This is a genomic window from Nostoc sp. FACHB-133 (assembly GCF_014698055.1).
In the GTDB taxonomy this organism is placed as follows: domain Bacteria; phylum Cyanobacteriota; class Cyanobacteriia; order Cyanobacteriales; family Nostocaceae; genus Nostoc.
Window position 1 is genome coordinate 122,865 of sequence record NZ_JACJSH010000006.1, and the last position, 22,589, is coordinate 145,453.

Below are 22,589 nucleotides of genomic sequence, written 5' to 3' on the forward strand. Positions count from 1 at the left end.
GTTGGTTATTGGTCATTGGTCATTTGCAAAGGACAAAGGACAAAGGACAAATGACAAATAAGGTACAACTACCAAAATTTAGTGTCATGTCAACCAATGTATTATCTACCTCTACTGCTATTGGCTTTGGTGGAGTAGTTCAAGAATATCTCTGGAATTTTGAAAATCAGCAATTGCGCGTCGTTTATGAAACCCTCGGCAAAGGTTCACCGCTATTGCTACTACCATCTTTCAGCAGTGTTTCGACGCGTTTGGAAGTCGGCGAACTTGCCAAGTTACTCGCTCCAAATTTTCAAGTTGTAGCCATAGATTGGCCTGGATTTGGTGAATCTTCTCGCCCTAGCTTGAATTACCGACCGGAAATATATCAGCAATTTCTGGAAGATTTTGTCAAAGCTGTTTTTAATACTCCCATTACTGTGGTGGCGGCTGGCCATGCTGCTAGTTACGTTTTACAATTAGCTGTGAAATCGGCTGCTTTCTCAAAGATTGTATTGTTGGCTCCTACTTGGCGTGGGCCTTTGCCGACAATGGGGGCAAGTCAGCAAATAGCTGGCATTGTGAGAGGATTGGTGCGATCGCCTATACTTGGTCAAGCTCTCTACAAACTCAACACTACTCAATCTTTCTTAAGTTTTATGTACCGTCGCCATGTCTTTACTGACGCGGCTAAAATTACACCCAGTTTCATTGAAAAAAAATGGCACACTACTCAACAACCAGGAGCGCGATTTGCATCTGCGGCCTTTGTAACTGGTAATCTTGATGCTGTACACGAACAATCTGATTTTTTAGAACTTGTAAAGTCTTTAACTGTACCGCTCATGGTAGTAATTGGGGAATCTAGCCCTCCCAAATCACGAGAAGAAATGAACGCTTTAGTAGCCTTACCAGGAGTGAGAAGCGTTGTCATTCCTGGTTCTCTGGGACTGCATGAAGAATATCCAGCAGTTGTTTTAGAAGCAGTTCAAGATTTTTTGTTCTCTTCAGAAAATTAAATCTTCACATTGCACCTTGGTGTGAGACTAGGATTATAGAACGGTCAATAAATTCTTTTAAACCGCAGAGGCGCAGAGGACACAGAGAGAGAAGCAAATGCAGTTCTCGCACTTTTTCTCTCTGCGCCTCTGCGGTAGCCTGCGGCAAGCCGCTGGCGTTCCTTCTCTGCGAGACGCTACGCGAACGTCGCTACCGCTTCGCTAATGCGTCTACGTTAAAAAAATGACTTTGACAAAAAATTGTTAACTTTAACCCAACCGTATTGGCCGCAGTGTGGGTCGGCTTGTATGCCATATTCCTACCAGCTACCCCAAATTATGAATATTTATTACTTATTACAAACGCATAAAAATAAAATGTTCTGTGATTAAATTATGTGATTATTTTGCTGAAACCCAAAATAACAGCAAGTTCGCACAAAAATATAAAAAGATTTATCATGGGCGATAATGATTATTCATAAGGTGAGACAAGAGGAATTTAGAGTATGGTGGCTGACGTAATCGACAATTCAGTTCCCGTTACTGTTCTGACTGGCTATTTGGGAGCAGGTAAAACGACTCTACTCAATCACATCCTCACCTACGAACACGGCAAAAAAGTTGCTGTGATTGTCAATGAATTTGGGGAAGTGGGTATTGATAATCAATTGATTATCGATGCAGATGAAGAAATATTTGAAATGAATAATGGCTGTATCTGTTGTACAGTGCGCGGCGATTTAATTCGCATCATTGGTAATTTGATGAAGCGGCGCGATAAATTTGACCATTTAGTAATTGAAACAACTGGATTAGCCGATCCTGCGCCAGTGATTCAGACATTTTTTGTAGATGAAGATTTACAAAGTCAACTGTCTCTAGATGCAGTAGTGACAGTTGTAGATGCGAAGCATATTTGGCAGCACTGGGATGCAGACGAAGCACAAGAACAGATTGCTTTTGCTGATGTAATTTTACTTAATAAAACAGATTTAGTAGCGCCAGAAGAGTTAGATGAATTGGAAAAACGGATTCGGGCAATGAATGCGATCGCAAAAATCTACCGCACCCAAAATTCTGAACTGGGAATGGATGCTTTGTTGGGTGTAAAAGCCTTTGATTTAGAACGCGCATTAGAAATTGATCCAGATTTCTTAGGCGAAGATGCCCACGTACACGATGAAACTGTCTATTCTGTGGCTTTAGTAGAAGCAGGTGCAGTTGATGGAGAAAAATTAAACACTTGGCTTTCGGAGTTACTGCGTACCCAAGGGCCAGATATCTTTCGGATGAAAGGCATTTTAAATATTGCTGGAGAAGATAATCGATTTGTATTCCAAGGAGTACACATGATATTTGATGGCAAACCCGATCGCCCCTGGAAACCCAGCGAAACTCCCAAAAATGAACTAGTCTTCATCGGTCGCAACCTTGATGCAGCAAAACTCAAGCAAGATTTTCTCGCTTGTTTAGCTTAAGTTAGGGAATAAGGAGTGAATAAGGGAATAGGTTACAGCTTACAGGGTACAGATTATTCCCCATTCCCAATTCCCAATTCCCCATTCTCCTTTACAAATATGAACTCTACAACCAAATCAAAGGAATTTGAACAACACTATTCAGGAACACTTTCAGATTATGTAACTGCGATCGCTTGGTCGCCACAAGGTAAAACTTTAGCAGCAACTTCCGCCGCCGGTGAAGTAGTTCTGTGGAATGATGGCGAACTCACAACTTTACAAGCTGGTAACGGTAAATCAGTAGACTGTCTCGCCTTTTCCCCAGATGGACAATTTTTAGCTGTTGGCGGACAGGATGGACAAGTAAAAATTTGGCAGAATACTCAATTAATCGCCACCTTGGAAAATGCCCCCGCATGGGTTGACAAGCTAGCTTGGAACTACACCAGTAACCAACTGGCTTTTAGTTTGGGGCGTTACGTCCAAGTCTGGGATGCAGATACTCATGAAATTGTCGTGACGCTGAATTTCGACAACTCTTCAGTACTGGGGATAGATTGGCGCATTGACGGACAATACTTAGCCATTAGTGGTTACAAGGGAGTGAAGATTTGGCATAGTCAAAACTGGGATGAAGAACCATACAGCTTAGATATGACTACTGTCAGTTTAGCGATGGCTTGGTCGCCCGATGGTAAATTCCTGGCTTCTGGCAATATGGATCGTAGCGTCACCGTTTTAGAATGGAACAATCCCGACCCTTGGGTGATGCGTGGTTTCCCTGGAAAAATTCGCCAATTGGCATGGTCAGAAGCTATGACCAAAGTGGGTGCGCCAATCCTGGCATCTTCCAGCGTTGAAGGTATTGTGGTTTGGGAAAAGCTAGAGGATGATTCGTTAGGCTGGGAAGCACGAGTATTAACTAATCATGTGGGTGTGATCAATGCGATCGCCTTTGCACCTAAAAGCTTCCTTCTCGCTTCTGCTGCTGCTGACGGCTGGTTGTGTTTGTGGAACCAAGCCAAGGAAGTATCTCAAATTATCACAGGTGTCTCAGGAGGTTTTTCGACCTTAGCTTGGCATCCCCAAGGCAAATTACTGGCCGCAGGCGGTGAGCAAGGCGAATTGGTTATTTGGTCAAAGGTTTTACGAGGTCAAGGATTTGGGCGCAGTTAAATAATACTCAGTAATTAAAGTTGAACCTCAGCAATTTATTGGTTATGCTGTATGACCAAAGGTATTTTTGTGTAAATTATGAACATATTGAAACTGATTTTACTTGCTTGTCCCGCATTTCTGATATCTATGGTGCTGATAGTTAATCCAGTACACGCATCCAGCCTCAAATCTCTAGATGCTACACAAATTGTTACTGTAGCGTCTACACAACAAATTTCTGATCTGGCAACCCCGAACTTGATTCAAACATCCAATCCGATTATTGATCAAGTTGGTTGCAATTGTGCAAACTGTGTTCAGTCTAAATTTCAATCGCTACAAGGCAAGCTGCCATCAGTCGGTTTTTAATAAAGTTAGAAGTTATGAATCTTGTAGGGGCACAGAATTGCTGTGCCCTTATTAATTATTAATTAGCTTTTTGTACATAGCGATCGCAGCTGCGGCATCATTATTTAATTAAGGTCATACCTTAAAACCAAGTAGGAAAGTATTTAGGGATTCGCCTAAATACTGAGAAACCTGCTGGTAAGCTAGTGAAGTTGGTGCGAACGCGAACAGTATGCCGTAGGCGATCGCAATCTGCACCCAAGCTGTTAAGCTCTTGTTCAAAGAGCTAGTCCGGGGATTAGAAAACTTGCTAGAGTGAACAGAGTTAGCCTTAATGTCTAATCGCCAAAACCTATACATCTCATGGATTTTGCTAATATTGCATCCCAGTTGAACGCTGGAACGATTTTGCCAGAGGGGATTGTTATTCTCACCCTCTTGGGGGTTTTGATTGTTGATTTGATTTTGGGGCGTACATCCGCACGCTGGATTGGATATCTAGCGATCGCAGGTTTATTTGCTTCCATTGTCGCCCTATATTTTCAATGGGACAATCCTAATCCCATCTCTTTTACCGGTGGCTTTAATGGTGATGACCTGAGTATCGTCTTTCGCGGCATCATTGCCTTGTCTGCGGCTGTGACTATACTGATGTCAATTCGCTACGTCGATCAAAGCGGCACTCCTTTAGCCGAATTCATCGCTATTTTGCTGAGTGCTACTTTAGGAGGGATGTTTTTATCCGGGGCTAGTGAGTTGGTGATGATTTTCATCTCCCTAGAAACCCTGAGTATTTCCTCTTACTTGCTGACAGGTTATACCAAGCGTGACCCCCGATCCAATGAAGCGGCGCTGAAATACTTGTTAATTGGAGCTTCCAGTACAGCAGTATTTTTGTACGGTGTATCACTGCTGTATGGATTATCTGGAGGACAAACTGAATTAAGTGCGATCGCTAATGGCATTGCCACAGCGAAACTGGGACAATCTTTAGGTTTAGTGATTGCCCTGGTTTTTGCGATCGCAGGTATTGGCTTTAAAATCTCCGCTGCACCCTTCCACCAGTGGACACCAGACGTTTACGAAGGCGCTCCCACCCCAGTCATCGCCTTTTTATCTGTTGGTTCCAAAGCAGCTGGGTTTGCCCTAGCCATCCGCTTGTTGACAACAGCCTTCCCTCTTGTTGCAGACGAGTGGAGATTTGTCTTCACTGCTTTAGCAGTTCTCAGCATGATTTTGGGTAACGTAGTCGCCTTAGCCCAAACCAGCATGAAACGAATGCTAGCTTATTCATCCATTGCCCAAGCAGGGTTTGTGATGATTGGCTTGATTGCTGGCACACAAGCCGGGTATGCCAGTATGATATTTTACCTACTGGTTTACTTGTTCATGAACCTGTGCGGCTTTACCTGCATCATCCTGTTCTCACTGCGGACAGGAACTGACCAGATTGCCGAATACTCCGGCTTATATCAAAAAGACCCACTCCTAACATTGGGGTTGAGTATTGCCCTGCTTTCCTTGGGTGGTATTCCACCATTAGCTGGGTTTTTCGGCAAGATTTACTTATTCTGGGCTGGTTGGCAAGCAGGACTTTATTGGCTAGTCTTGCTGGGCTTAGTTACCACTGTCGTCTCTATCTACTACTACATTCGCGTAGTTAAGATGATGGTAGTCAAAGAACCCCATGAAATGTCTGACGCTGTAAAGAATTATCCACAAGTGCGTTGGGATTTGCCTGGACTAAGACCTTTGCAAGTCGGGTTGGTGGTAACATTAATTGCCACTTCCCTAGCAGGGATTTTGTCAAATCCACTGTTTACATTGGCTAACAATTCCATCTCCAATACCCCATTTTTGCAAGCAACAATCAACAGTCATGTAGAAGCACAAAATCTGCTGCTTTTGCCAAAGTTAGATTCGGTTAGTCAGTCTCAACCCTCAGTTGATTCTACCGCTAAGATTTAACCGATTCTCAATATAACTTTGTACTCAAAGACACGCCTGTTTGCTAATTAGCAGACAGGCATTTTTCATATCTCTTAATACCAATTCCGCATTAAGATGCACCTATAGGACTTATGCAAAACAATGCCCCTAGAAGTGTTTTATGTAAGTCATAAAATTTTATGAGACTTAGTTAACAGGTATCTTGATAACAAATTCTGCACCTTTTCCTGGAAAAGAAAAACAGCTCAGTTGTCCGCCATGTTTTTCAACTATAATTTGATAGCTTACAGATAGCCCTAGTCCTGTGCCTTTACCCACGGTTTTAGTAGTGAAAAATGGATCGAATACCTTTGAGTGAACTTGTTCATCTATTCCTAAACCATTATCAGCAATACTAACCGCAATCCATTTTTCATTGATTACCTCAGTTTTAATTTGAATTTGGGGATTATTATTTGTCAGCTTTTGATTGTCCGTTGTTTGTGAATTGACCGCTAGCGCCTCAAGTGCATCGATCGCATTAGCAAGAATATTCATAAACACTTGATTAAGTTGACCAGGATAGCAAGTTACATTAGGTAGCTGACTATATTTTTTGATGACTTTGATTTCTGGGTACTCATGCCTAGCTTGCAGTCGATGCTCCAAAATCATTAAAGCACTATCAATTCCTTCGTGAATATCAACTGTTTTAAGTTCTGCTTCATCTAGTCTCGAAAAATTACGTAGTGATTTAACAATTTCCTGAATTCGTTCTGTTCCTACTGTCATTGACTGGAAGAGTTTAGTTAAATCTTGAATTAGAAAATCTAAGTCTATTTCTTCTAGCTCCTGTTGGATTTCTAGAGGAGTATTGGGACAAAGTTGTTGATAGATTTGCACCAATTTCAGTAAATCATGAGTGTATTTATAGGCGTGGTGGAGATTTCCATAAATAAAACTGACGGGGTTATTTATTTCATGAGCAATACCAGCAACCATCTGACCTAAACTAGACATTTTCTCAGCTTGGATAAGTTGAGTTTGGGTAAGTTGTAGTTCGTTTAGTGTTTCTTGTAAAGCAGTTGTACGTTCCTCAACCCGAATTTCTAACTCTTGATTAGCTTTCCAGAGCGCTTCCTCCGCTTGTTTACGTCTCTGAACTTCTTTTGCTAACTCATCGATTTTCTGGTTTAGAAGAACGAAATTACTGCTAGCTAAAGTTCTATTTTCTAAGCGTAAGAGAATTAAACTTGAAGATTCAGGAGACCAAGGTTGAATAACGGCTCCTTGACTACGACATATTAAGGTTTGTCCATCATTCTTTCGCAAAGTCAAGGAGCCAATAACCATTGCTCTACTACTTGAACAAGCTTGCAGGTACTTGACAACATCGTCAGCAGACTGAGTTACAAGTTCAATGAGCATTTTCCCCCGCAGTTCCTGACGACGTAACCCCAGCATATCTGCTACTGGTTGATTGGTCGCGAGCAACTGACCCTCTCCACTCACCAGGAGCAAAGGTTCTGGTAAAACTCTGGCAAATTCAAGAAATTGTTCGGGAGTCATGGGGCTTCCAATTTCAGGGTTCGATTCTAATTTACATATCTGCACTCAAGCTTGTACCCTACGGTTAGTTCAGTGATGAAGAGTTTATACAGATTCTAGTCCCTTAAAGTATTCTCGACCTTCTGCATCTTCTGCCTCTTCTGTAAATTTTAAGTAAACAATAACTTTGCATCCAGAAGCACCCTGTGCTATTGTCTCTTGCAATTCTACTTTCGCATATCCCAGATTATTAGCTGCGATCGTCCCAAAGACATTTGAAGTCATCATACACATAGCAGGGCGATTAAGCACTTTTTCCCCAAATGGGCAGACGCGGTTGCCAAAGACAATTTTTTCATCATCCTGCTCAATAACATAAAAATCGCCCTGAATGCGTTTTTTTAAATCAATCAAGACATCAGCGACCTGCTTACGAGAGAGTTTGGAGACTTCCAAAGCAGATTTGTAATTTTGGTCAAGCTGCGTAGCCATCCTTTCACCAACTACACTAATAAATCCAGAAGCTTCTTCTAAGCCAACTACATCCTGCAAAGTGCCAGATAATTCTCTAATGAGTGTACGTAAAAATATATCGCGTTCTAAAGAAAGATTAAGCGTAGCTATGGAATGATTAAGTGCATTGGTCATAAATTTTAAGCACACAATTTGGGAACTACAGTTATAGAGTTCCCCAAAATGACCATAAAGTAACTGCTTGATAAATTTCTTTAGAAGATTTGGTGCTTGCTTGTGTTTATAATAAATTGTGATCGCGATCACAATTTATTCGGTCACGATCACCTGATTCTACATTGAACATTTATTTTAACTAATATTAATTTGAATAATTGATAGACTCCTCCAAGGGAACTAACACATTGCTAAATAACTTCTTCAACTGCTGACTGAGAATCTGGATTGTTACCGTGACCTACTACTGTTTTAAACATAAAGGTTCCGATAACAGCACTTAGTATGATTAGAAAATGGGAAGTTTAATAATAAATTCTGAACCGTTTCCTAGTGCTGAATTTACCTCCAGGGTTCCTCCATGTTTTTCGACAACAATATGGTGAGCAATTGATAATCCTAATCCTGTGCCTTGACCCACAGACTTAGTGGTGAATAAATGGTCAAAGATTTTTTCCTGGACATCAGCCGACATCCCTACTCCATTATCTTTAATCCGAATTAAAATATGATTATTATCTTCGGTAAGAGTGGTCTGAATCAGAATTTCATTAGGATTTGCTTCAATTTCAATATAAGTTCGTCCTATATTAGACTCCTCTAAAGCATCAATAGCATTAGCTAATAAATTCATAAATACCTGATTTAACTGTCCGATAAAGCATTCTAAATCTGGCAAAATATCGTAACTTTTAACTATTTTAATATCAGGTCGAGCCTCGGATGCTTTTAAGCGGTGTTTGAGAATCATAATTGTACTGTCGATGCCATCATGAATGTTGCAAAAAACTTTGCAATCGCTATCTGCACGAGAGAAAATTCTCAGACTAGTACTAATATTACGAATGCGCTGTACACCCTCTTTCATTGAAGAAATTAAGTTAGGTAGATCAGAAAGCATATACTTCAAATCTATCCCTGCAATTTCCTCTTGAATTTTTGGTACCGGATTAGGATAGTGTTGCTGATAGAGGTTAATAATATTAGCCATGTCTTGGAAATATACTGAAGCGTGTCCGAGATTGCCATGAATGAAACCAACTGGATTATTAATTTCATGGGCAACTCCTGCTACTAATTGGCCAAGAGCAGACATTTTTTCTGTCTGTACAAGCTGAAGTTGAGACTCTTGTAGTTCTTTTAATGCCCTAGACAAAGCTGCTGTCCTTTCTGCAACTCGTTTCTCTAAAGTTTTTGTGAGATTTCGTAATTGTAGATGGGTTTTAATTCTAGCGAGTAACTCTTCTTCATGAAAAGGTTTAGTAATATAATCAACTGCACCTATACTTAGACCCTTTACTTTACTATTAGTATCCGAGTTAGCTGTCATGAAAATTACTGGAATATCACAAGTAACTGAATTTTCTTTTAGCTTTTGACAGGTTTCAAATCCATCTATTCCTGGCATCATTACATCTAATAGAATTAGGTCAGGCAGTTTATCTTCAGCCTGTTGAACTGCCCTCTTCCCATCATTTTCTGTAACAACTTTAAAGCCGACATTTGTTAATATATCAAAGACAATTTCTAAGTTGGTAGTAGTATCATCCACCACTAAAATTAAACTATCTTCTGGGAGATTAAGCATTTGTAGATATGGCTTGTAATTCATGTATTTAAATTAAGTTAACTCCTTGTTTATTGTTTACTATTGCCTGCGATCGCAGCTAAGTCACCCTTATTTTGCAGACTGACTGGCAAATTTATCCTCTGACAACCATATAGTTCCCAAAAACTCTGATAACAGCAACATTCTCACGCCAAATTGCTCTATGCAACTACAGGAGCGATCGCTACAGAATGGACATCAACTACAAATCTGCATTTTCACTAGAGTCGAAGCTCCTCTTTCATGAAGGGATCGCTCTAAAATTAGTCATTATTACCTTTGTCTTTTTATAAAATTGTGATATCTCAGAACAATTTAGTTAATGACATAAGTTAATTTTTTCAGTTAGTCAACAGTATTTATTATGAATAGACTCTGATATTACTATTTTTATAGAAAAAACATAATTACGTATAACAACGGTTATGTTCTTTCAAAGAAAGTTTAACAATACTGCTTAAGTTTTGAAATATTCAGATAAATTTACGCACCACTCAAAGCAACGTAAATATCATTTCCATACTGTAGAGCGTATAGGCTTAAACTGAATTATTTTCAAAAAGATTTATATAGGCTCTCTATGAGTCTATTAATTTTCTTCTTCTGTAATTTCTGTTCACTACTTATAACTAATATATTTCTATGAAGGAACTACTTTCCTCTGATTTATACTGTCCATTTTCATCCCATATCAATGAGCATGTTGATGTTTTAGAAGAGTACGCTCTTGAATGGGTAATGCGTTTCAATCTCCTGAATAATAAACCAAGTTATAAGCGTTTTTGCAAGTCCAAATTCTTTTTGTTAGCTGCATCTGCTTATCCAAACTGTGATTTGGAAGAACTTAAGATTGGAAATGACTGGCTTAGTTGGGTGTTTATTTGGGACGATCAATGCGATATGTCCGAGTTCAAAAAACAACCAGAAGCGCTCAAACTTTTTCAGCAAAGATTTATAGAAATATTGAAAGGATCAGAACCAACGAGGCAAGACATACCCATCAATCATGCCTTGGCTGATTTGCGACAAAGAACACGCGAAAGAACTAGCGAAAAATGGTTCAATTACTTCCTCTACTGCTTTGAGCAATACTGCCACGGATGTGTAGAGGAAGCAGCTATTCGTGCCCAAGGAATTGTACCTGATATTGACACTTATATGAGGTGCAGAAGATTCAGTGTAGGAGGATATCTTTTCCTGACGGTAAGTGAATTTTGCAATAATTACATGCTCTCTGATGTTTTACGAAATAATGAAATTGTGAAAAAAATAGAACTGATCACAATTGATATTCTTGCGTGGTGTAATGATGTTTTTTCAGCATCTAGGGAAATGGAAAGTGGTGATGTTCATAATCTAGTACTGGTACTACATTATCTACAGCAACTACCTTTGAATAAAGCAATTAATCGTGCTGCTGACATGCATAATGAAAAGGTCAAAGCTTTGATAGATTTAGAAGCATCTATTCCCTCTTTTGGAGAATATCTAGATGTGGAACTGGCAAAATATATATCAATAATGCACTCCTGGATTAGTGGCAATCTAAATTGGTATTCTCTTACTGGTCGTTATGAGACTATAGAGAAACTTGATATCGTTAACTGTGAAGTTCATTTTCAACTTTCAAATAAGCAAATTTCACCGCTCTACTTATGAGCATAATTTCAAGATGAAAAAACAGATTCAACTACCAAATATTCTCAAAACCCACCCTTTTCTCCAAAAGCTTCACTGGGTCGCTGACCCTGTTGGATATATGGAAAAAGCGGCTCAGCAATATCCTGACATTTTCACTGCTAGCATAGTTGGTTTTGGGGATACCGTAGTTTTTGTAAACCATCCCCAAGCAATTCAGGAAATTTTAACCAACGATAGAAAGAAGTTTGTTGCTGTTGCTGAGGCTAATAGAATTGCGAAACCCTTAGTAGGAGAATATTCAGTCTTTTTGCTGGAGGGTACTCGTCACAAACAGCGACGACAATTAGTGATGCCCGCCTTTCATGGAGAGCAAATGCAAGGTTACGGTCAGAGGATCTGTAGTATCGCCGAAAAAGCTTTTATTCAGTTACCACTAGATCAGCCTTTCTTGGCACATAATTTAACACAGGAAATCTCGTTGCAAGTCATTTTACAAGTTGTCTTAGGCTTGCATGAGGGAGAAAAACTTCAAAAACTTAAGCATCTATTGCTACAGCTGTTGAATCTTTTTAAGTCATCGTTCACTTCTAGTTTCTTGTTTTTCTCATTCTTGCAAAAGGATTTAGGAACTTGGAGTCCTTGGGGAAAATTTCTGCGCGATCGCGAGCAAGTTGATGAATTGATCTACGCTGAAATTACCGAACGCAGACAGCAACCTGATCCAGAACGCATCGATATCTTATCCATGCTGATGTCGGCAAGAGATGACGCTGGTCAAGCGATGACGGATCAAGAGTTGCGCGATCAGTTGATCTCCCTGATACTTGCAGGATATGAAACTACGGCAACAGCAACGGCTTGGGGATTGTACTGGATTCAAAAAAAGCCACTAGTCCATGAAAAACTACTTAAGGAACTGGCTACCCTTGGTGATTTCCTAGACCCAATGAGTATTTATCGACTGCCATATCTTACAGCTGTTTGTAACGAAACCTTGCGAATTCACCCTGTTATAATGTTCTGTTTTCCTAGAGTAGTGCAAGAGCCCGTAAAACTACTGGGACATCCTTTACAGCCTGGGACAGTACTGCTTGCCAGTGTTTATCTTACTCATCAGCGAGAGGATTTATATCCTCAATCTAAGCAATTTAAACCAGAGCGCTTTATTGAGAACCAATTTTCTCCATATGAATTTCTACCCTTTGGTGGTGGTGTCCGTCGTTGTATCGGCGAGGCTTTGGCTCTATTTCAAATGAAGCTAGTATTAGCAACCGTCTTGTCACGCTATCAGTTAGCGCTAGTTGATCGGCAGACAGAGCGGCCTCAGCGTCGAGGTTTCACCCTTGCACCTTCCAGTGGAGTTAAGATGGTAATTACAGGACGACGTGCGCGTCAAGAGTCTTTAGTTAATATGACAACTACACCCGTCTGTTAGGGATCTGTCAGGGCTATTTTAATGAATATTAATAAACCTAGTTTTTCACAAAAACTAGGTTTTTAGCACTCTTAGATTTGGACTTGACAGATTACTAATCTAGCCATCTAACTGTCGCATTGGTATCTGAATCACGAACTCAGTCCCCTCTCCTAATGTGGAATCACAGGTTAAACTACCCTTGTGTTTGTCCACAATAATCTGATAGCTAATGGACAACCCCAACCCCGTGCCACTTCCTATCGGCTTGGTGGTAAAAAATGGGTCAAATATTCTCTGCTGCACCGCTTTTGTCATACCAGAACCGTTATCAGCAATCCGAATGATCGCCGTATTAGAATCTGTTATTTCAGTAAAGATATGAATTCTTCCTACTATATCAGAAGCCTCTGATGCGTCTATGTGCTTTATTATTTGTTCTTTGTCATTTACCAATGATGGATGACCAACGACAAATGCATCTTCTAAAGCATCAATCGCATTGCTCAGGATATTCATAAACACCTGATTTAGTTGACCAGGGTAACAAATAACTTCTGGTAATTTACTATATTCTTTGATGACTTCAATTTCAGGAAAATTGCTGTTTTCTTTAAGTCGGTGTTGTAAAATCATTAAGGTGCTGTCTATCCCTTCATGAATATCTACAGGCTTCATCTCAGATTCATCTAGGCGAGAAAAGTTACGTAAGCCCAAAACAATATTTCGGATACGTGAACTCCCCACTTTCATTGAATCTAGAATTTTTGGCAAGTCTTCTGCTAGAAAATCTATATCAATCTCCTCATGTTTCTCCTGAACTAAAGGCGAAGGGCGGGGATATTCCTGCTGATAAACAACTAGCAAATCAAGCAAATCTTGGATATACTCACCAGCGTGATTAATATTGCCATGAATAAAGTTAATAGGGTTATTTATTTCATGAGCAATGCCAGCAACCATTTGTCCTAAAGAAGACATTTTTTCACTTTGAATCAATTGAATTTGGGTATGCTGTAATTCCTGTAGAGTCTCTTGCAAACAGTTATTTTTGTCGTTGAGTTCCTGCGTTCTTTCCTGGACTTTTTCTTCTAAGGTATGGTTGTATTCCTCCAAGCTTTCTTTTGCTTGGGCCAAATTTTTGTAGAGGATAGCATTCTCTAAGGATATTGCTGCTTGAGTGGTGAGTAGTTTGAGTACTTCTACGCGATCGCGTGTAAATGCTCCTGTTGTCAGATGATTTTCTAGGTAAATAATCCCAATCAATTTACCTTGATTTAGAAGAGGTATAGACAACAAACTCTTAGGTTCTTCACTAATAATGTAGTTATCACTTGCTAGAAAAGAAACAGCCCTTGCATCATCAATAACCAAGATTTCTCTAGAGCGTTTAACGTAGTTAATCAAAGTAATGGGAACATCATAGCTTGACTCAAGAGAAATTGATGGAAACTCAGTGTAGGTATGCTCAAAATTTAAACTTGAACAAACAGCTGTTACAGTTAATGCTAAGTTATCACCTTCGCTCAAAATTAAAGCGCATTTAGAAGCTCCTGCATTCTCCATAACAACTTCCATCAAAGTAGAAAGTAGTCGTTCAAGCTCGATTTCTCCAGAGAGCGCTTGGGACGCTTTAATAAATGCGGCTAAATCCAGAGAATCAGAAATACTTGTCTTCGAACCAATAACAGTTTGCTGATTACTCAGAGTCGATAGAGATGATATAGATGTGTTATTTAAAGAAACGCTTTCCTGACTGGACTTGATACTTACTTTTTCTTGCTGGAATATAGGAGCAAGCAATTGAGGATAGCGTTTTGCCAAATCATCAACTTTGGCTAACGCTCCCCAGCGAACGTAGCTATAATAAGCATCTGTTAGATAGGTTTGGGCAATTTTATGTTTACCCCATTCTAAATAAAATTTTGCGGCAAGCTCTTGAGCGAGTGCTTCTTCATGAATATACTCATGTTCTTTGGTAAGGAAGATCGCGCGTTCATAAAATTCTATTGCTTCAAGATATTGACCACTGATTCGATACTTTTCAGCCTCTACAATATAATATTTGTGTAAATAATTCATTGGAGCATGATGTGCCCAATACTCCATTTTTTTCTGATTTTCTTGAACCTTATTTAGAATAAAATTTTGCTCAGAATCCGATGCATCATGGTATGCAGCCAGTCGTGCTAATGAATCATACAAATAGAAAATAGGAGTCACTAGCTGTCCTGTTCCACCATGTAAATACTTTTCTGCTAAGTTGGCATTTTCAATTGCTTGAGAAAACTCCTGAAATAGGAAACAAAGATGTAGTTTTCTGACATATAAATAGAAAATTCCTGTTCCATCATTGGCTTCAACATGAAGCGGCAGCATTTTCTTTTCATCATAAACTTCACCAATTAAACTACAGGAATTAGCTACATATCCCAGTAAATTCAATATACTCTGTCGATAGATAGTACTCCAGCTAAATACTGTTTCTTGCTGGATTTGTCTGATAGCATTACTGTAAGTTGCCATCTCCTGTTCTAGTCCTGTCAGTTCTCTACCAATGAAATATCCAGAGTAGCAATAAGCGTTAAGACAATAGGCAGCAAATTCTAAATCTCCTGTTTCCAGTCCAACATAGTAACCTTCCAGTAAAGGTTTTAATGTTTCCCTAGTATGTTCCTTCCAATGCCAAATAGCTGTGTTAAATATCAGCATAATCTTAGCTTTAACTTCTTTAGCATTAAGCTTATCGACCAAACTTGCAGCCAGTTTGCCAAATTGATAACCAGATTCAATATCTCCCACTACCCCACTGAGTATTAACCCGTAATTAACGTAAGCATAGGCAGATAATGGAGTATTGCCATATTTAAGTGATAAGTTGATTTGTTTGAGAGTAATCAGTAAAAACAGTTCAGGAGCTACTGCATAAGCAGCAGAGGCTCCAGTTGATAGGATACGCATAGTTGCCAAATGCGATCCTTCTCTCATCTCTGGCAGATTAATTAAGTCTTCAATGGGCCTCCCGTTGAGATTTGATGTTAATTCTGCCATTGCTAACTGAAGATCAGACTGGCTTGGATTCTCAGGAAACTCCACTCCCAAAAGTTTCAAAAAGGTTAGGGCAGTATTTACGGCCTCCAGTGCTTGGTTCTGCGCCCCATAAGCCTGAATTTTGACTTCATAAACTTTTACTTTTTCTAGCAGTGGTTTACGTACCAACACCACCTCTGCCAATTTCTCCATCTGTTCAAAGTTGCCAGCTAGATATGCTGCCTCTGTCGCAGTCTCATATAAAGCCAGGGTAAGATGATGTTTTATCTCCCAACTATCACCTGCAAGCAATTTGATACCAGTAGTTAAATACTTAAGGGCTGTAGGATAAGCTGTTGATGCTAAAGCTTTTCGTCCAGCAGTTAGATTCATCTGGGCTAGTTCATCTCGTTTAGTTTGAGGAGAGATGAATTCTACTGCGATATTAAACTGATTGACAAGTTCAAAAATCTTTTCTTCCTGTTCTGCAACAGGAATATTGTTCAATAACAGTAGCCCAATTTTTAAGTGAATTGGCTTTTTTTGTTCTTCAGGAATCAAAGAATAAGCTGCTTGCTGTACTCGATCGTGTACGAATTTATATTTAGGTAGCTGTAAATTAGAACTGGAAAATTCTATAGATTCTATTCCATGAACAATGAATTCTTGATTAGTATTTTCTTTCGCAAAGATGTTATAATTTTCAGTCTGTGGTAAAATTAGTCCCTCAAGTAAGGCTTGCCACAAATCTGATGCTGTATCTACTACAGATTTTTCGTTGACGATCGCTAGACTGTTTAAGTCAAATTGATTACCAATACAGGCCGCTAATTTCAGAACCTTTTGGGTATATATTGGCAATTTCTCTATTTTTAGGGCAATAAATTCTACTACATCATCTGTGAGAGCTAACTCTTTAACTTTGGAAATATCATACTGCCAATAACCAACATCAAAGTTTAATACAATTAACCCATCATCGTGTAAAGACTTGAGGAATTGCACGGAAAAGAATGGGTTGCCTTTGGTTTTGGCAAACACCATCTGGGTAAGAGGAACTGCGATTACTTCAGCACAATGCAGAGTATCAGCAATGAGATGATTTAAATCACCTTGATTTAAAGGTGCTAAGGTGATTGTATTAATAGCTGCTCCGGCTTTTTCAATCTCCTGTAGTGTCAAATAAAGCGGATCTACTTTGAAAACTTCATTGTCTCGATAAGAACCAATTAACAATAAACCTCCCTGATTCTCATGTGTGTCTTCTGCATTTCTTGCCAAAGAAGATAAAATACTTTCACACATTAGTAACTGAATTATTTTTAAAGATGCTGTATCTGCCCATTGCAAGTCATCAAGAAAGATAACTAGGGGATGTTCTTTAGTTGTGAAGATTTGAATGAATTTTTGAAACAATAAATTGAAACGATTTTGGGCAGCACTGCCAGAGAGTTCTGTAACCGGAGCTTGCTTACCAACAATTTGTTCGAGTTCAGGGATTACATCGATAATTACCTGAGTTTGTGTACCCAATTCCCGCAGAATTTTGGCTTTCCATTGTTGTATTTGGGCATCAGTTTCTGAGAGTAGTTGCCCGATTAAATCTCTAAAAGCTTGCACCAATCCTGATAAAGGAATGTCACGTTGAAACTGGTCAAATTTTCCTTTGATGAAGTAACTACGCTGTCGCACAATAGGTTTGTGGACTTCATTGACGACACCAGTTTTGCCAATGCCAGAGAAACCCGCGACTAATATCATTTCTGTTGCCCCTTCTGTTACACGCTTAAAAGCAGCGAGTAGGGTTTCAACTTCACCTTGGCGACCATAGAGTTTTTCAGGGATTACGAAACGGTCTGAGATGTCCCTCATGCCTACTTCAAAGGGTGCAATATTTCCTGTTTCTTGCCACTGCTTTTGGCACACCTCCAAGTCATGCTTTAACCCCAAAGCACTCTGATAGCGGTCTTCGGCATTTTTCGCCATTAGTTTACCGATCATTTCAGACAAAATTGCCGGAATCTTAGAATTAATCCGGCTGGCTTTTAGCGGTTGTTTAGCGATATGAGAGTAAACTAACTCCATCGGATCTTTAGTAGTGAAGGGTAACTGTCCAGTGAGGAGTTGAAAGAAGGTAATACCAAGGGAATAAAAATCAGTCCGGTAGTCAATACCCCGGTTCATCCTTCCAGTTTGTTCTGGAGAAATGTAAGCCAGAGTACCTTCTAAGATGTTAGGATTCGTGAGAAATTGAATTTCTCTTGGTAGGAGGGTGGCAATGCTAAAGTCGATGATTTTTACTTCATCTGTGGTAGGGTTTATTAGGATGTTGGCAGGCTTGATGTCTTTGTGAATAATGCGATCGCGATGTAGTCCCTCAAGGGTAGAAGCAATTTTAATAGCAATATTGAAAAACTCATTGAGAGAAAGATAGTTTTCCTTCTTTTCCTTGTTCTCTATTCGCCAGTCTTGCAGGGAAATGCCACCAAAATCTTCCATCACTAAGACGTAGCTGTTACGGTAGCTTTCTAGACTATAGGTTTTGAGTAAGCCAGGAATATCGAGGTTTTTGGTGATGATATACTGATTGCGAAACTGGGCGATTTCCGCGAACGTAGGATATTCATTCCGCATTAATTTGAGAACAACTGGTTTTTGGTCTTGTTCTCTAATGCCCCGATAAACTAGAGTTTTACTACCTGAGTATATTTGCTCGGTGATGTGATAGCCAGGGAACGCATATAATGTATCTAATACTACTAACATTGCAGCTTATGCTCATAATTCTTGTTTCTATGTTTTAGTATTCCCGTGCGAAGGCTATCATTATCATGAAATAATAATTTAATTTGTTTAATTTGTATTAATAAAAATAATTTTTTAATATATATCTTCTCTGGAACTATGTAATTTTGAATAGACTAATTTGGGTATAAAAACATAAGTTATTAAAAACATTTTTACTAACTTTATCTGGCAAATGTTCCTTATTACTGCTTTCTATCTGTAGGTTATTTGTCAAGTTATGATGCAGATTGTATGTCTGGAAGACTAACCAATAAAAAGCCTGCCGTTTTTCTTAGGTTAAGAACAAACTGCGGCAGGTTTAGTTGGTCTAGGACTGTTTCAGTAGACTAACAACTGATACTATAGGACTCATATTTTATTTTTGAAAAAATCAGTATAGCTCAAAGAGCCTTCTTGACTATTGCCTGCCTATCGCGCTTGCGCTGCGCTTCTCTGCGAGACGCTTGTCTGCGACACGCTCCGCGAACGCGAACGCGCACTACACAAATAATTATGGCTACGCCACGCTGCGCGAACAGAAATCAAATTAGATTACTATATTTATTTTTGAAGATGCACCTATAAAACTTACACAAAATTAAATATAGAGGCAATTTATTAATTACCCCTATATGTAGTTTATGTAGTTTTTTTCCTGTTTTTGAATTTTGTTGTCAACGATGGTTTGTCAAGATAAGTATTTTTGAATTAACTATTTTTACCCGCTTTTAATAGCACACCCAGTATGATGAACGGGGTATTTCGGCTGCGATAATAATAATGAACACAAACGCTACTTTATTTTTTGTTTGATAAAGGTAACAACTTGAGTTAGCTGTTTCTTCAAGCCATCGATTTCAGCTTGCATTTTGACAATTTTCTCGTTCAACGCATTAATTTCTGCTTCAGAGACTCCTCCGACAGTAGGGGTTGCGTTGCTTGCCACCGTAGGCATCGCAATATTGGCAGCAGTAGGAGTTGCTACGGTAGCAGTATTTGCAACGCTAGGGGCTGCTACCGTAGTAGTAGCAACACTGGAAGTAGCAACTGTGCTATTTTTAACAGCAACCCCTGCTCCTACTGCGACTAATTCTGGACGCGGCTGTTTCGCCTTACTCATAGCTAACTTAATTGCGTTAATTAGTTGCTTCTGATCAAAAGGCTTGCCCAGAAATTCAAAGTATTCAAAGGGTTCTGTGATTTTCTCAGTTACTTCTTCCTTGCGACCAGACATGATCACCAAAGGAATTTTCCTTAATTCCGGATCGGCTTGAACTTTCTGGAAAACCTCCCAGCCACTCATTTTAGGCAACAGAAAATCCAGCATAATCAGGCTGAGTTTTTCCTGAAGAATGAAATTTAGTCCTTCCAAACCGTCTTTTGCTTCCAGTACCTCAAAATTGCCCGGAGGCAACATTTCTCGTACTTTTACCCTGACAACTGTAGTGTCATCGATAACTAAAATCTTGTTGCTTGCCACGACTGTTTGCTCTAACAGAAACTTTAAGTGTAAATAGCGGCTTTGCCGATTGTCCTTGAGAATCCTCCCACTATATACAAAATTTCTAGCAATTGGGGGATAGTATATTTCGGTATAAATGACATTGCTAGAGGTGTTTTGTAAAACTTTTGCTGGCGCTCTTTTCCATTTATGTCATGGTGATATTTAAGGCTTTAGCTTTGTTCTAAGGCATAAAGCATATAAGGACACGGAGACACGGAGATATTAAGACCGTCTTCTGCGTCTATTCTTGTCTATCATTTGTCCATTGAAAGACCACTACTTTATATCCGTATCTTGCTTGGATGTCTATGATTTTGTCACAACAAGCCGAACTAAAGTCTGAAATTGCGGCAATGCCCAGCTGGTTACGTCGCCCTATCGGTAAAGCCAGTGAAATCTCTACCGTACAACGTATTATTAAGCAGCGCCAAATCCACACAATTTGCGAAGAAGGTCGCTGTCCCAACCGTGGAGAGTGCTATGCCCAAAAAACTGCAACTTTCTTGCTAATGGGGCCTACTTGCACACGCTCTTGTGCTTTTTGCCAAGTAGATAAAGGTCATGCACCGATGCCTCTTGATTTAGAGGAACCCCAAAAGGTTGCACAGGCAGTACAGCTTTTAGGATTGCGTTATGTAGTGCTGACTTCTGTCGCCCGTGATGACTTGCCCGATCAGGGCGCAGGTCACTTTGTGGAGACGATCGCTACTATCCGTCAGTTAAACCCAGAGACTCAAATTGAAGTGCTGACTCCAGATTTTTGGGGTGGTGCAGGTGTAGGAGAATCAGGTCAACGCCAACGCATAGCGATGATTGTAGAAGCCAAACCAGCTTGTTTCAATCACAATATCGAGACAGTGCGGCGGTTAACTGGGCCAGTGCGCCGGGGAGCCAAATACGATCGCTCGCTTTTGGTACTTGCTATGGTTAAAGAAATCGATTCGACAATTCCTACCAAATCAGGTTTGATGCTGGGACATGGAGAAACACTTGATGAAGTTGTCGAAGCAATGGCTGATTTAAGGGCTGTAGGGTGCGATCGCTTGACTATTGGGCAGTATATGCGTCCAACTCTTGAACATCTCCCAGTCCAACAATATTGGACTCCAGAGGAATTCGCTCAACTCGGCAGATTAGCATGGGAAATGGGATTCAACCATGTCCGTTCTGGGCCTCTGGTTCGCAGTTCCTATCATGCTGGAGAAGAGGGAGTGGGGAATGAGGAGTAGGGAGCAAGGGGAGCAGGCAGGGGGCAGTGAGCAGGGGGCAGGGGGCAGAGGTAAATAACTAATTCCCAATGCCCAATGCCCAATGCCCAATGACCAATTTCCAAATTCACACAAATATTCTTAAAGAATTTGGGTATTTGGTACGCCAGTTTGGTATTTCTTAAAAAGTCATGACATTAGGAGAATCGCATTATGACTGCTAAAACAACGAAGAATACTGCAAATTCCGCAGTTGCCGACAGTGGAGCAAAACCTCCCTACGCCTATCGCACAGGCTGGGCAATATTCTTGCTAGCTATCAATTTCTTGGTAGCGGCGTACTATTTCCACATTATTGAATAGTTAGAAGTGGAATGGTGCTGCTCAAATCGTTCCTTTGAATAAACCTTTGGGACGAATGAGCAGCACCAAAATCATGATCAACAGTGCTACACCCTGTTTATACTGTGAACCCAGCCAAGGGGTGCTAATTTCTTGGACAATGCCAATGATAAAAGCTGCTGCGATCGCACCATAAGGGTTGCCAATCCCCCCAAGAATTACTGAGGCAAATAACGGTAAAATTAAGAACCATCCCATATTTGGACGCACGGCTGTAATCAACCCATACATGCTGCCTCCCAATGACGTAAGAGTGCCAGCAATTAGCCAAGTCCAGAAAATTACTCGGTCAACATTAATACCTGAAACCCTGGCTAAGTCCAGATCGTCAGCAACTGCTCGCATCGCCTTACCAATTTTGGTATTTTGCAGCAGGTAATGCAGCGCAAAAATTGCTAGTATCGCTAACCCCAATACCAATAATTGATTTTGCGGTACTTTTAAACCAAAAATATCTAAAGCTGTGGTGACAGGTAAATTATAGTTTTGGTTCTTGCCACCCCAGATAAAAATAATCCCATTGCGAAGAAATAAGGCAAGCCCGATAGAAATAATAATCAGCGTAGTGGAAGTAGCACGGATAGAGCGCATCTTTGACCACAATAACTTTTCCGATAACAGCATTGCAGCTACTGTTCCCGCTGCTGCCAGGATCATTGACAGCCAAATATTAACTCCAATACTATTGATCAGCCAGGTGAGATAGGCTCCTAAAGTTAAAAAGTCACCATGAGCAAAGTTAGATAACCGTAAAATTCCATAAGTAAGAGTCAGTCCGACTGCGGCTAGAGCAATAATGCTCCCTACCGCAATTCCATTGACGATTAGTTGGGCGAATTGTGTATCCATAAGTCTTAAGTTGCTTTAACAAATTTTAGGTC

16 protein-coding genes are annotated in these 22,589 nt (G+C 40.0%); 9 read left to right on the forward strand and 7 right to left on the reverse strand.

Translation table 11 applies throughout. The features are described 5' to 3' along the window. Window positions 1–86: 86 nt before the first annotated feature. The 4 genes from H6G86_RS07295 to H6G86_RS07310 all read left to right on the forward strand — a co-directional run bounded on the left by H6G86_RS07295 (window position 87) and on the right by H6G86_RS07310 (window position 3,967). Entirely contained in the window at window positions 87–998 is a 912-nt protein-coding gene (locus tag H6G86_RS07295) for an alpha/beta fold hydrolase (RefSeq protein ID WP_190933831.1), read from the forward strand. Between the two features lie 488 nt (window positions 999–1,486). Beyond that, on the forward strand, window positions 1,487–2,458 hold the full coding sequence (locus tag H6G86_RS07300) for a CobW family GTP-binding protein (RefSeq protein WP_114081175.1): 972 nt from the start codon (window positions 1,487–1,489) through the stop codon (window positions 2,456–2,458). Between the two features lie 99 nt (window positions 2,459–2,557). After that, window positions 2,558–3,616, forward strand: a complete 1,059-nt coding sequence (locus tag H6G86_RS07305; RefSeq protein WP_190933754.1) for a WD40 repeat domain-containing protein — start codon at window positions 2,558–2,560, stop codon at window positions 3,614–3,616. Window positions 3,617–3,694: 78 nt separating this feature from the next. Further along, window positions 3,695–3,967, forward strand: coding sequence for a hypothetical protein (locus H6G86_RS07310; RefSeq protein WP_190933755.1), 273 nt, complete (start codon window positions 3,695–3,697; stop codon window positions 3,965–3,967). 114 nt (window positions 3,968–4,081) lie between these two features. Here H6G86_RS07310 and H6G86_RS07315 read toward each other — a convergent pair whose 3' ends face one another. Continuing rightward, the gene (locus H6G86_RS07315) at window positions 4,082–4,306 is read right to left on the reverse strand and encodes a hypothetical protein (protein ID WP_206758428.1); all 225 of its coding nucleotides are present in this window, start codon (window positions 4,304–4,306) and stop codon (window positions 4,082–4,084) included. 3 nt (window positions 4,307–4,309) lie between these two features. Here H6G86_RS07315 and H6G86_RS07320 point away from each other — a divergent pair, with 3 nt between their 5' ends. After that, window positions 4,310–5,914 carry an NAD(P)H-quinone oxidoreductase subunit N gene (locus H6G86_RS07320; protein WP_190933757.1) on the forward strand — a complete coding sequence of 535 codons (1,605 nt, stop codon included), beginning with the start codon at window positions 4,310–4,312 and terminating at the stop codon, window positions 5,912–5,914. 168 nt (window positions 5,915–6,082) lie between these two features. Here H6G86_RS07320 and H6G86_RS07325 read toward each other — a convergent pair whose 3' ends face one another. From H6G86_RS07325 to H6G86_RS07335, 3 genes are all read right to left on the reverse strand, one after another. Continuing rightward, window positions 6,083–7,444: an ATP-binding protein gene (locus tag H6G86_RS07325; protein ID WP_190933758.1), complete on the reverse strand. Its 1,362-nt coding sequence runs from the start codon at window positions 7,442–7,444 to the stop codon at window positions 6,083–6,085. Window positions 7,445–7,528: 84 nt separating this feature from the next. Then, entirely contained in the window at window positions 7,529–8,071 is a 543-nt protein-coding gene (locus H6G86_RS07330) for a methanogen output domain 1-containing protein (RefSeq protein ID WP_190933759.1), read from the reverse strand. A 331-nt stretch (window positions 8,072–8,402) separates the two neighbouring features. Then, window positions 8,403–9,725: a hybrid sensor histidine kinase/response regulator gene (locus H6G86_RS07335; RefSeq protein WP_242064718.1), complete on the reverse strand. Its 1,323-nt coding sequence runs from the start codon at window positions 9,723–9,725 to the stop codon at window positions 8,403–8,405. Between the two features lie 639 nt (window positions 9,726–10,364). Here H6G86_RS07335 and H6G86_RS07340 point away from each other — a divergent pair. Together H6G86_RS07340 and H6G86_RS07345 are read left to right on the forward strand one after the other, a co-directional pair. Further along, window positions 10,365–11,381 carry a terpene synthase family protein gene (locus H6G86_RS07340; RefSeq protein WP_190933760.1) on the forward strand — a complete coding sequence of 339 codons (1,017 nt, stop codon included), beginning with the start codon at window positions 10,365–10,367 and terminating at the stop codon, window positions 11,379–11,381. Between the two features lie 25 nt (window positions 11,382–11,406). After that, the gene (locus tag H6G86_RS07345; RefSeq protein ID WP_190933833.1) at window positions 11,407–12,798 is read left to right on the forward strand and encodes a cytochrome P450; all 1,392 of its coding nucleotides are present in this window, start codon (window positions 11,407–11,409) and stop codon (window positions 12,796–12,798) included. Between the two features lie 99 nt (window positions 12,799–12,897). On the opposite strand, the gene H6G86_RS07350 is transcribed toward H6G86_RS07345, so the two are convergent. Continuing rightward, window positions 12,898–18,573 carry an ATP-binding sensor histidine kinase gene (locus H6G86_RS07350; RefSeq protein ID WP_190933761.1) on the reverse strand — a complete coding sequence of 1,892 codons (5,676 nt, stop codon included), beginning with the start codon at window positions 18,571–18,573 and terminating at the stop codon, window positions 12,898–12,900. An 814-nt stretch (window positions 18,574–19,387) separates the two neighbouring features. Next, window positions 19,388–20,074: a response regulator gene (locus H6G86_RS07355; protein WP_190933762.1), complete on the reverse strand. Its 687-nt coding sequence runs from the start codon at window positions 20,072–20,074 to the stop codon at window positions 19,388–19,390. A gap of 332 nt (window positions 20,075–20,406) precedes the next feature. Between H6G86_RS07355 and lipA the strand changes: the two genes are divergently transcribed. Beyond that, entirely contained in the window at window positions 20,407–21,327 is a 921-nt protein-coding gene (lipA, locus tag H6G86_RS07360) for a lipoyl synthase (protein WP_190933763.1), read from the forward strand. A gap of 192 nt (window positions 21,328–21,519) precedes the next feature. Beyond that, a complete protein-coding gene (locus tag H6G86_RS07365) occupies window positions 21,520–21,669 on the forward strand; it encodes a photosystem I protein PsaX (protein ID WP_190933764.1) in 150 nt (49 codons plus the stop codon). Window positions 21,670–21,690: 21 nt separating this feature from the next. Here the strand turns inward: H6G86_RS07365 and H6G86_RS07370 are convergent, their stop codons facing one another. Next, complete coding sequence (locus H6G86_RS07370) at window positions 21,691–22,557, reverse strand: branched-chain amino acid ABC transporter permease (protein ID WP_114081184.1); 867 nt, start codon at window positions 22,555–22,557, stop codon at window positions 21,691–21,693. Between the last annotated feature and the right edge of the window lie 32 nt (window positions 22,558–22,589).

What these genes read in the sequence shown, in the direction of transcription:
- H6G86_RS07295 (WP_190933831.1), top strand. Translation starts at nt 87, where the DNA reads ATGTCAACCAATGTATTATCTACCTCTACTGCTATTGGCTTTGGTGGA.
- H6G86_RS07300 (WP_114081175.1), top strand. Translation starts at nt 1,487, where the DNA reads ATGGTGGCTGACGTAATCGACAATTCAGTTCCCGTTACTGTTCTGACT.
- H6G86_RS07305 (WP_190933754.1), top strand. Translation starts at nt 2,558, where the DNA reads ATGAACTCTACAACCAAATCAAAGGAATTTGAACAACACTATTCAGGA.
- H6G86_RS07310 (WP_190933755.1), top strand. Translation starts at nt 3,695, where the DNA reads ATGAACATATTGAAACTGATTTTACTTGCTTGTCCCGCATTTCTGATA.
- H6G86_RS07315 (WP_206758428.1), bottom strand. Translation starts at nt 4,306, where the DNA reads ATGTATAGGTTTTGGCGATTAGACATTAAGGCTAACTCTGTTCACTCT.
- H6G86_RS07320 (WP_190933757.1), top strand. Translation starts at nt 4,310, where the DNA reads ATGGATTTTGCTAATATTGCATCCCAGTTGAACGCTGGAACGATTTTG.
- H6G86_RS07325 (WP_190933758.1), bottom strand. Translation starts at nt 7,444, where the DNA reads ATGACTCCCGAACAATTTCTTGAATTTGCCAGAGTTTTACCAGAACCT.
- H6G86_RS07330 (WP_190933759.1), bottom strand. Translation starts at nt 8,071, where the DNA reads ATGACCAATGCACTTAATCATTCCATAGCTACGCTTAATCTTTCTTTA.
- H6G86_RS07335 (WP_242064718.1), bottom strand. Translation starts at nt 9,725, where the DNA reads ATGAATTACAAGCCATATCTACAAATGCTTAATCTCCCAGAAGATAGT.
- H6G86_RS07340 (WP_190933760.1), top strand. Translation starts at nt 10,365, where the DNA reads ATGAAGGAACTACTTTCCTCTGATTTATACTGTCCATTTTCATCCCAT.
- H6G86_RS07350 (WP_190933761.1), bottom strand. Translation starts at nt 18,573, where the DNA reads ATGTTAGTAGTATTAGATACATTATATGCGTTCCCTGGCTATCACATC.
- lipA (WP_190933763.1), top strand. Translation starts at nt 20,407, where the DNA reads ATGATTTTGTCACAACAAGCCGAACTAAAGTCTGAAATTGCGGCAATG.
- H6G86_RS07365 (WP_190933764.1), top strand. Translation starts at nt 21,520, where the DNA reads ATGACTGCTAAAACAACGAAGAATACTGCAAATTCCGCAGTTGCCGAC.
- H6G86_RS07370 (WP_114081184.1), bottom strand. Translation starts at nt 22,557, where the DNA reads ATGGATACACAATTCGCCCAACTAATCGTCAATGGAATTGCGGTAGGG.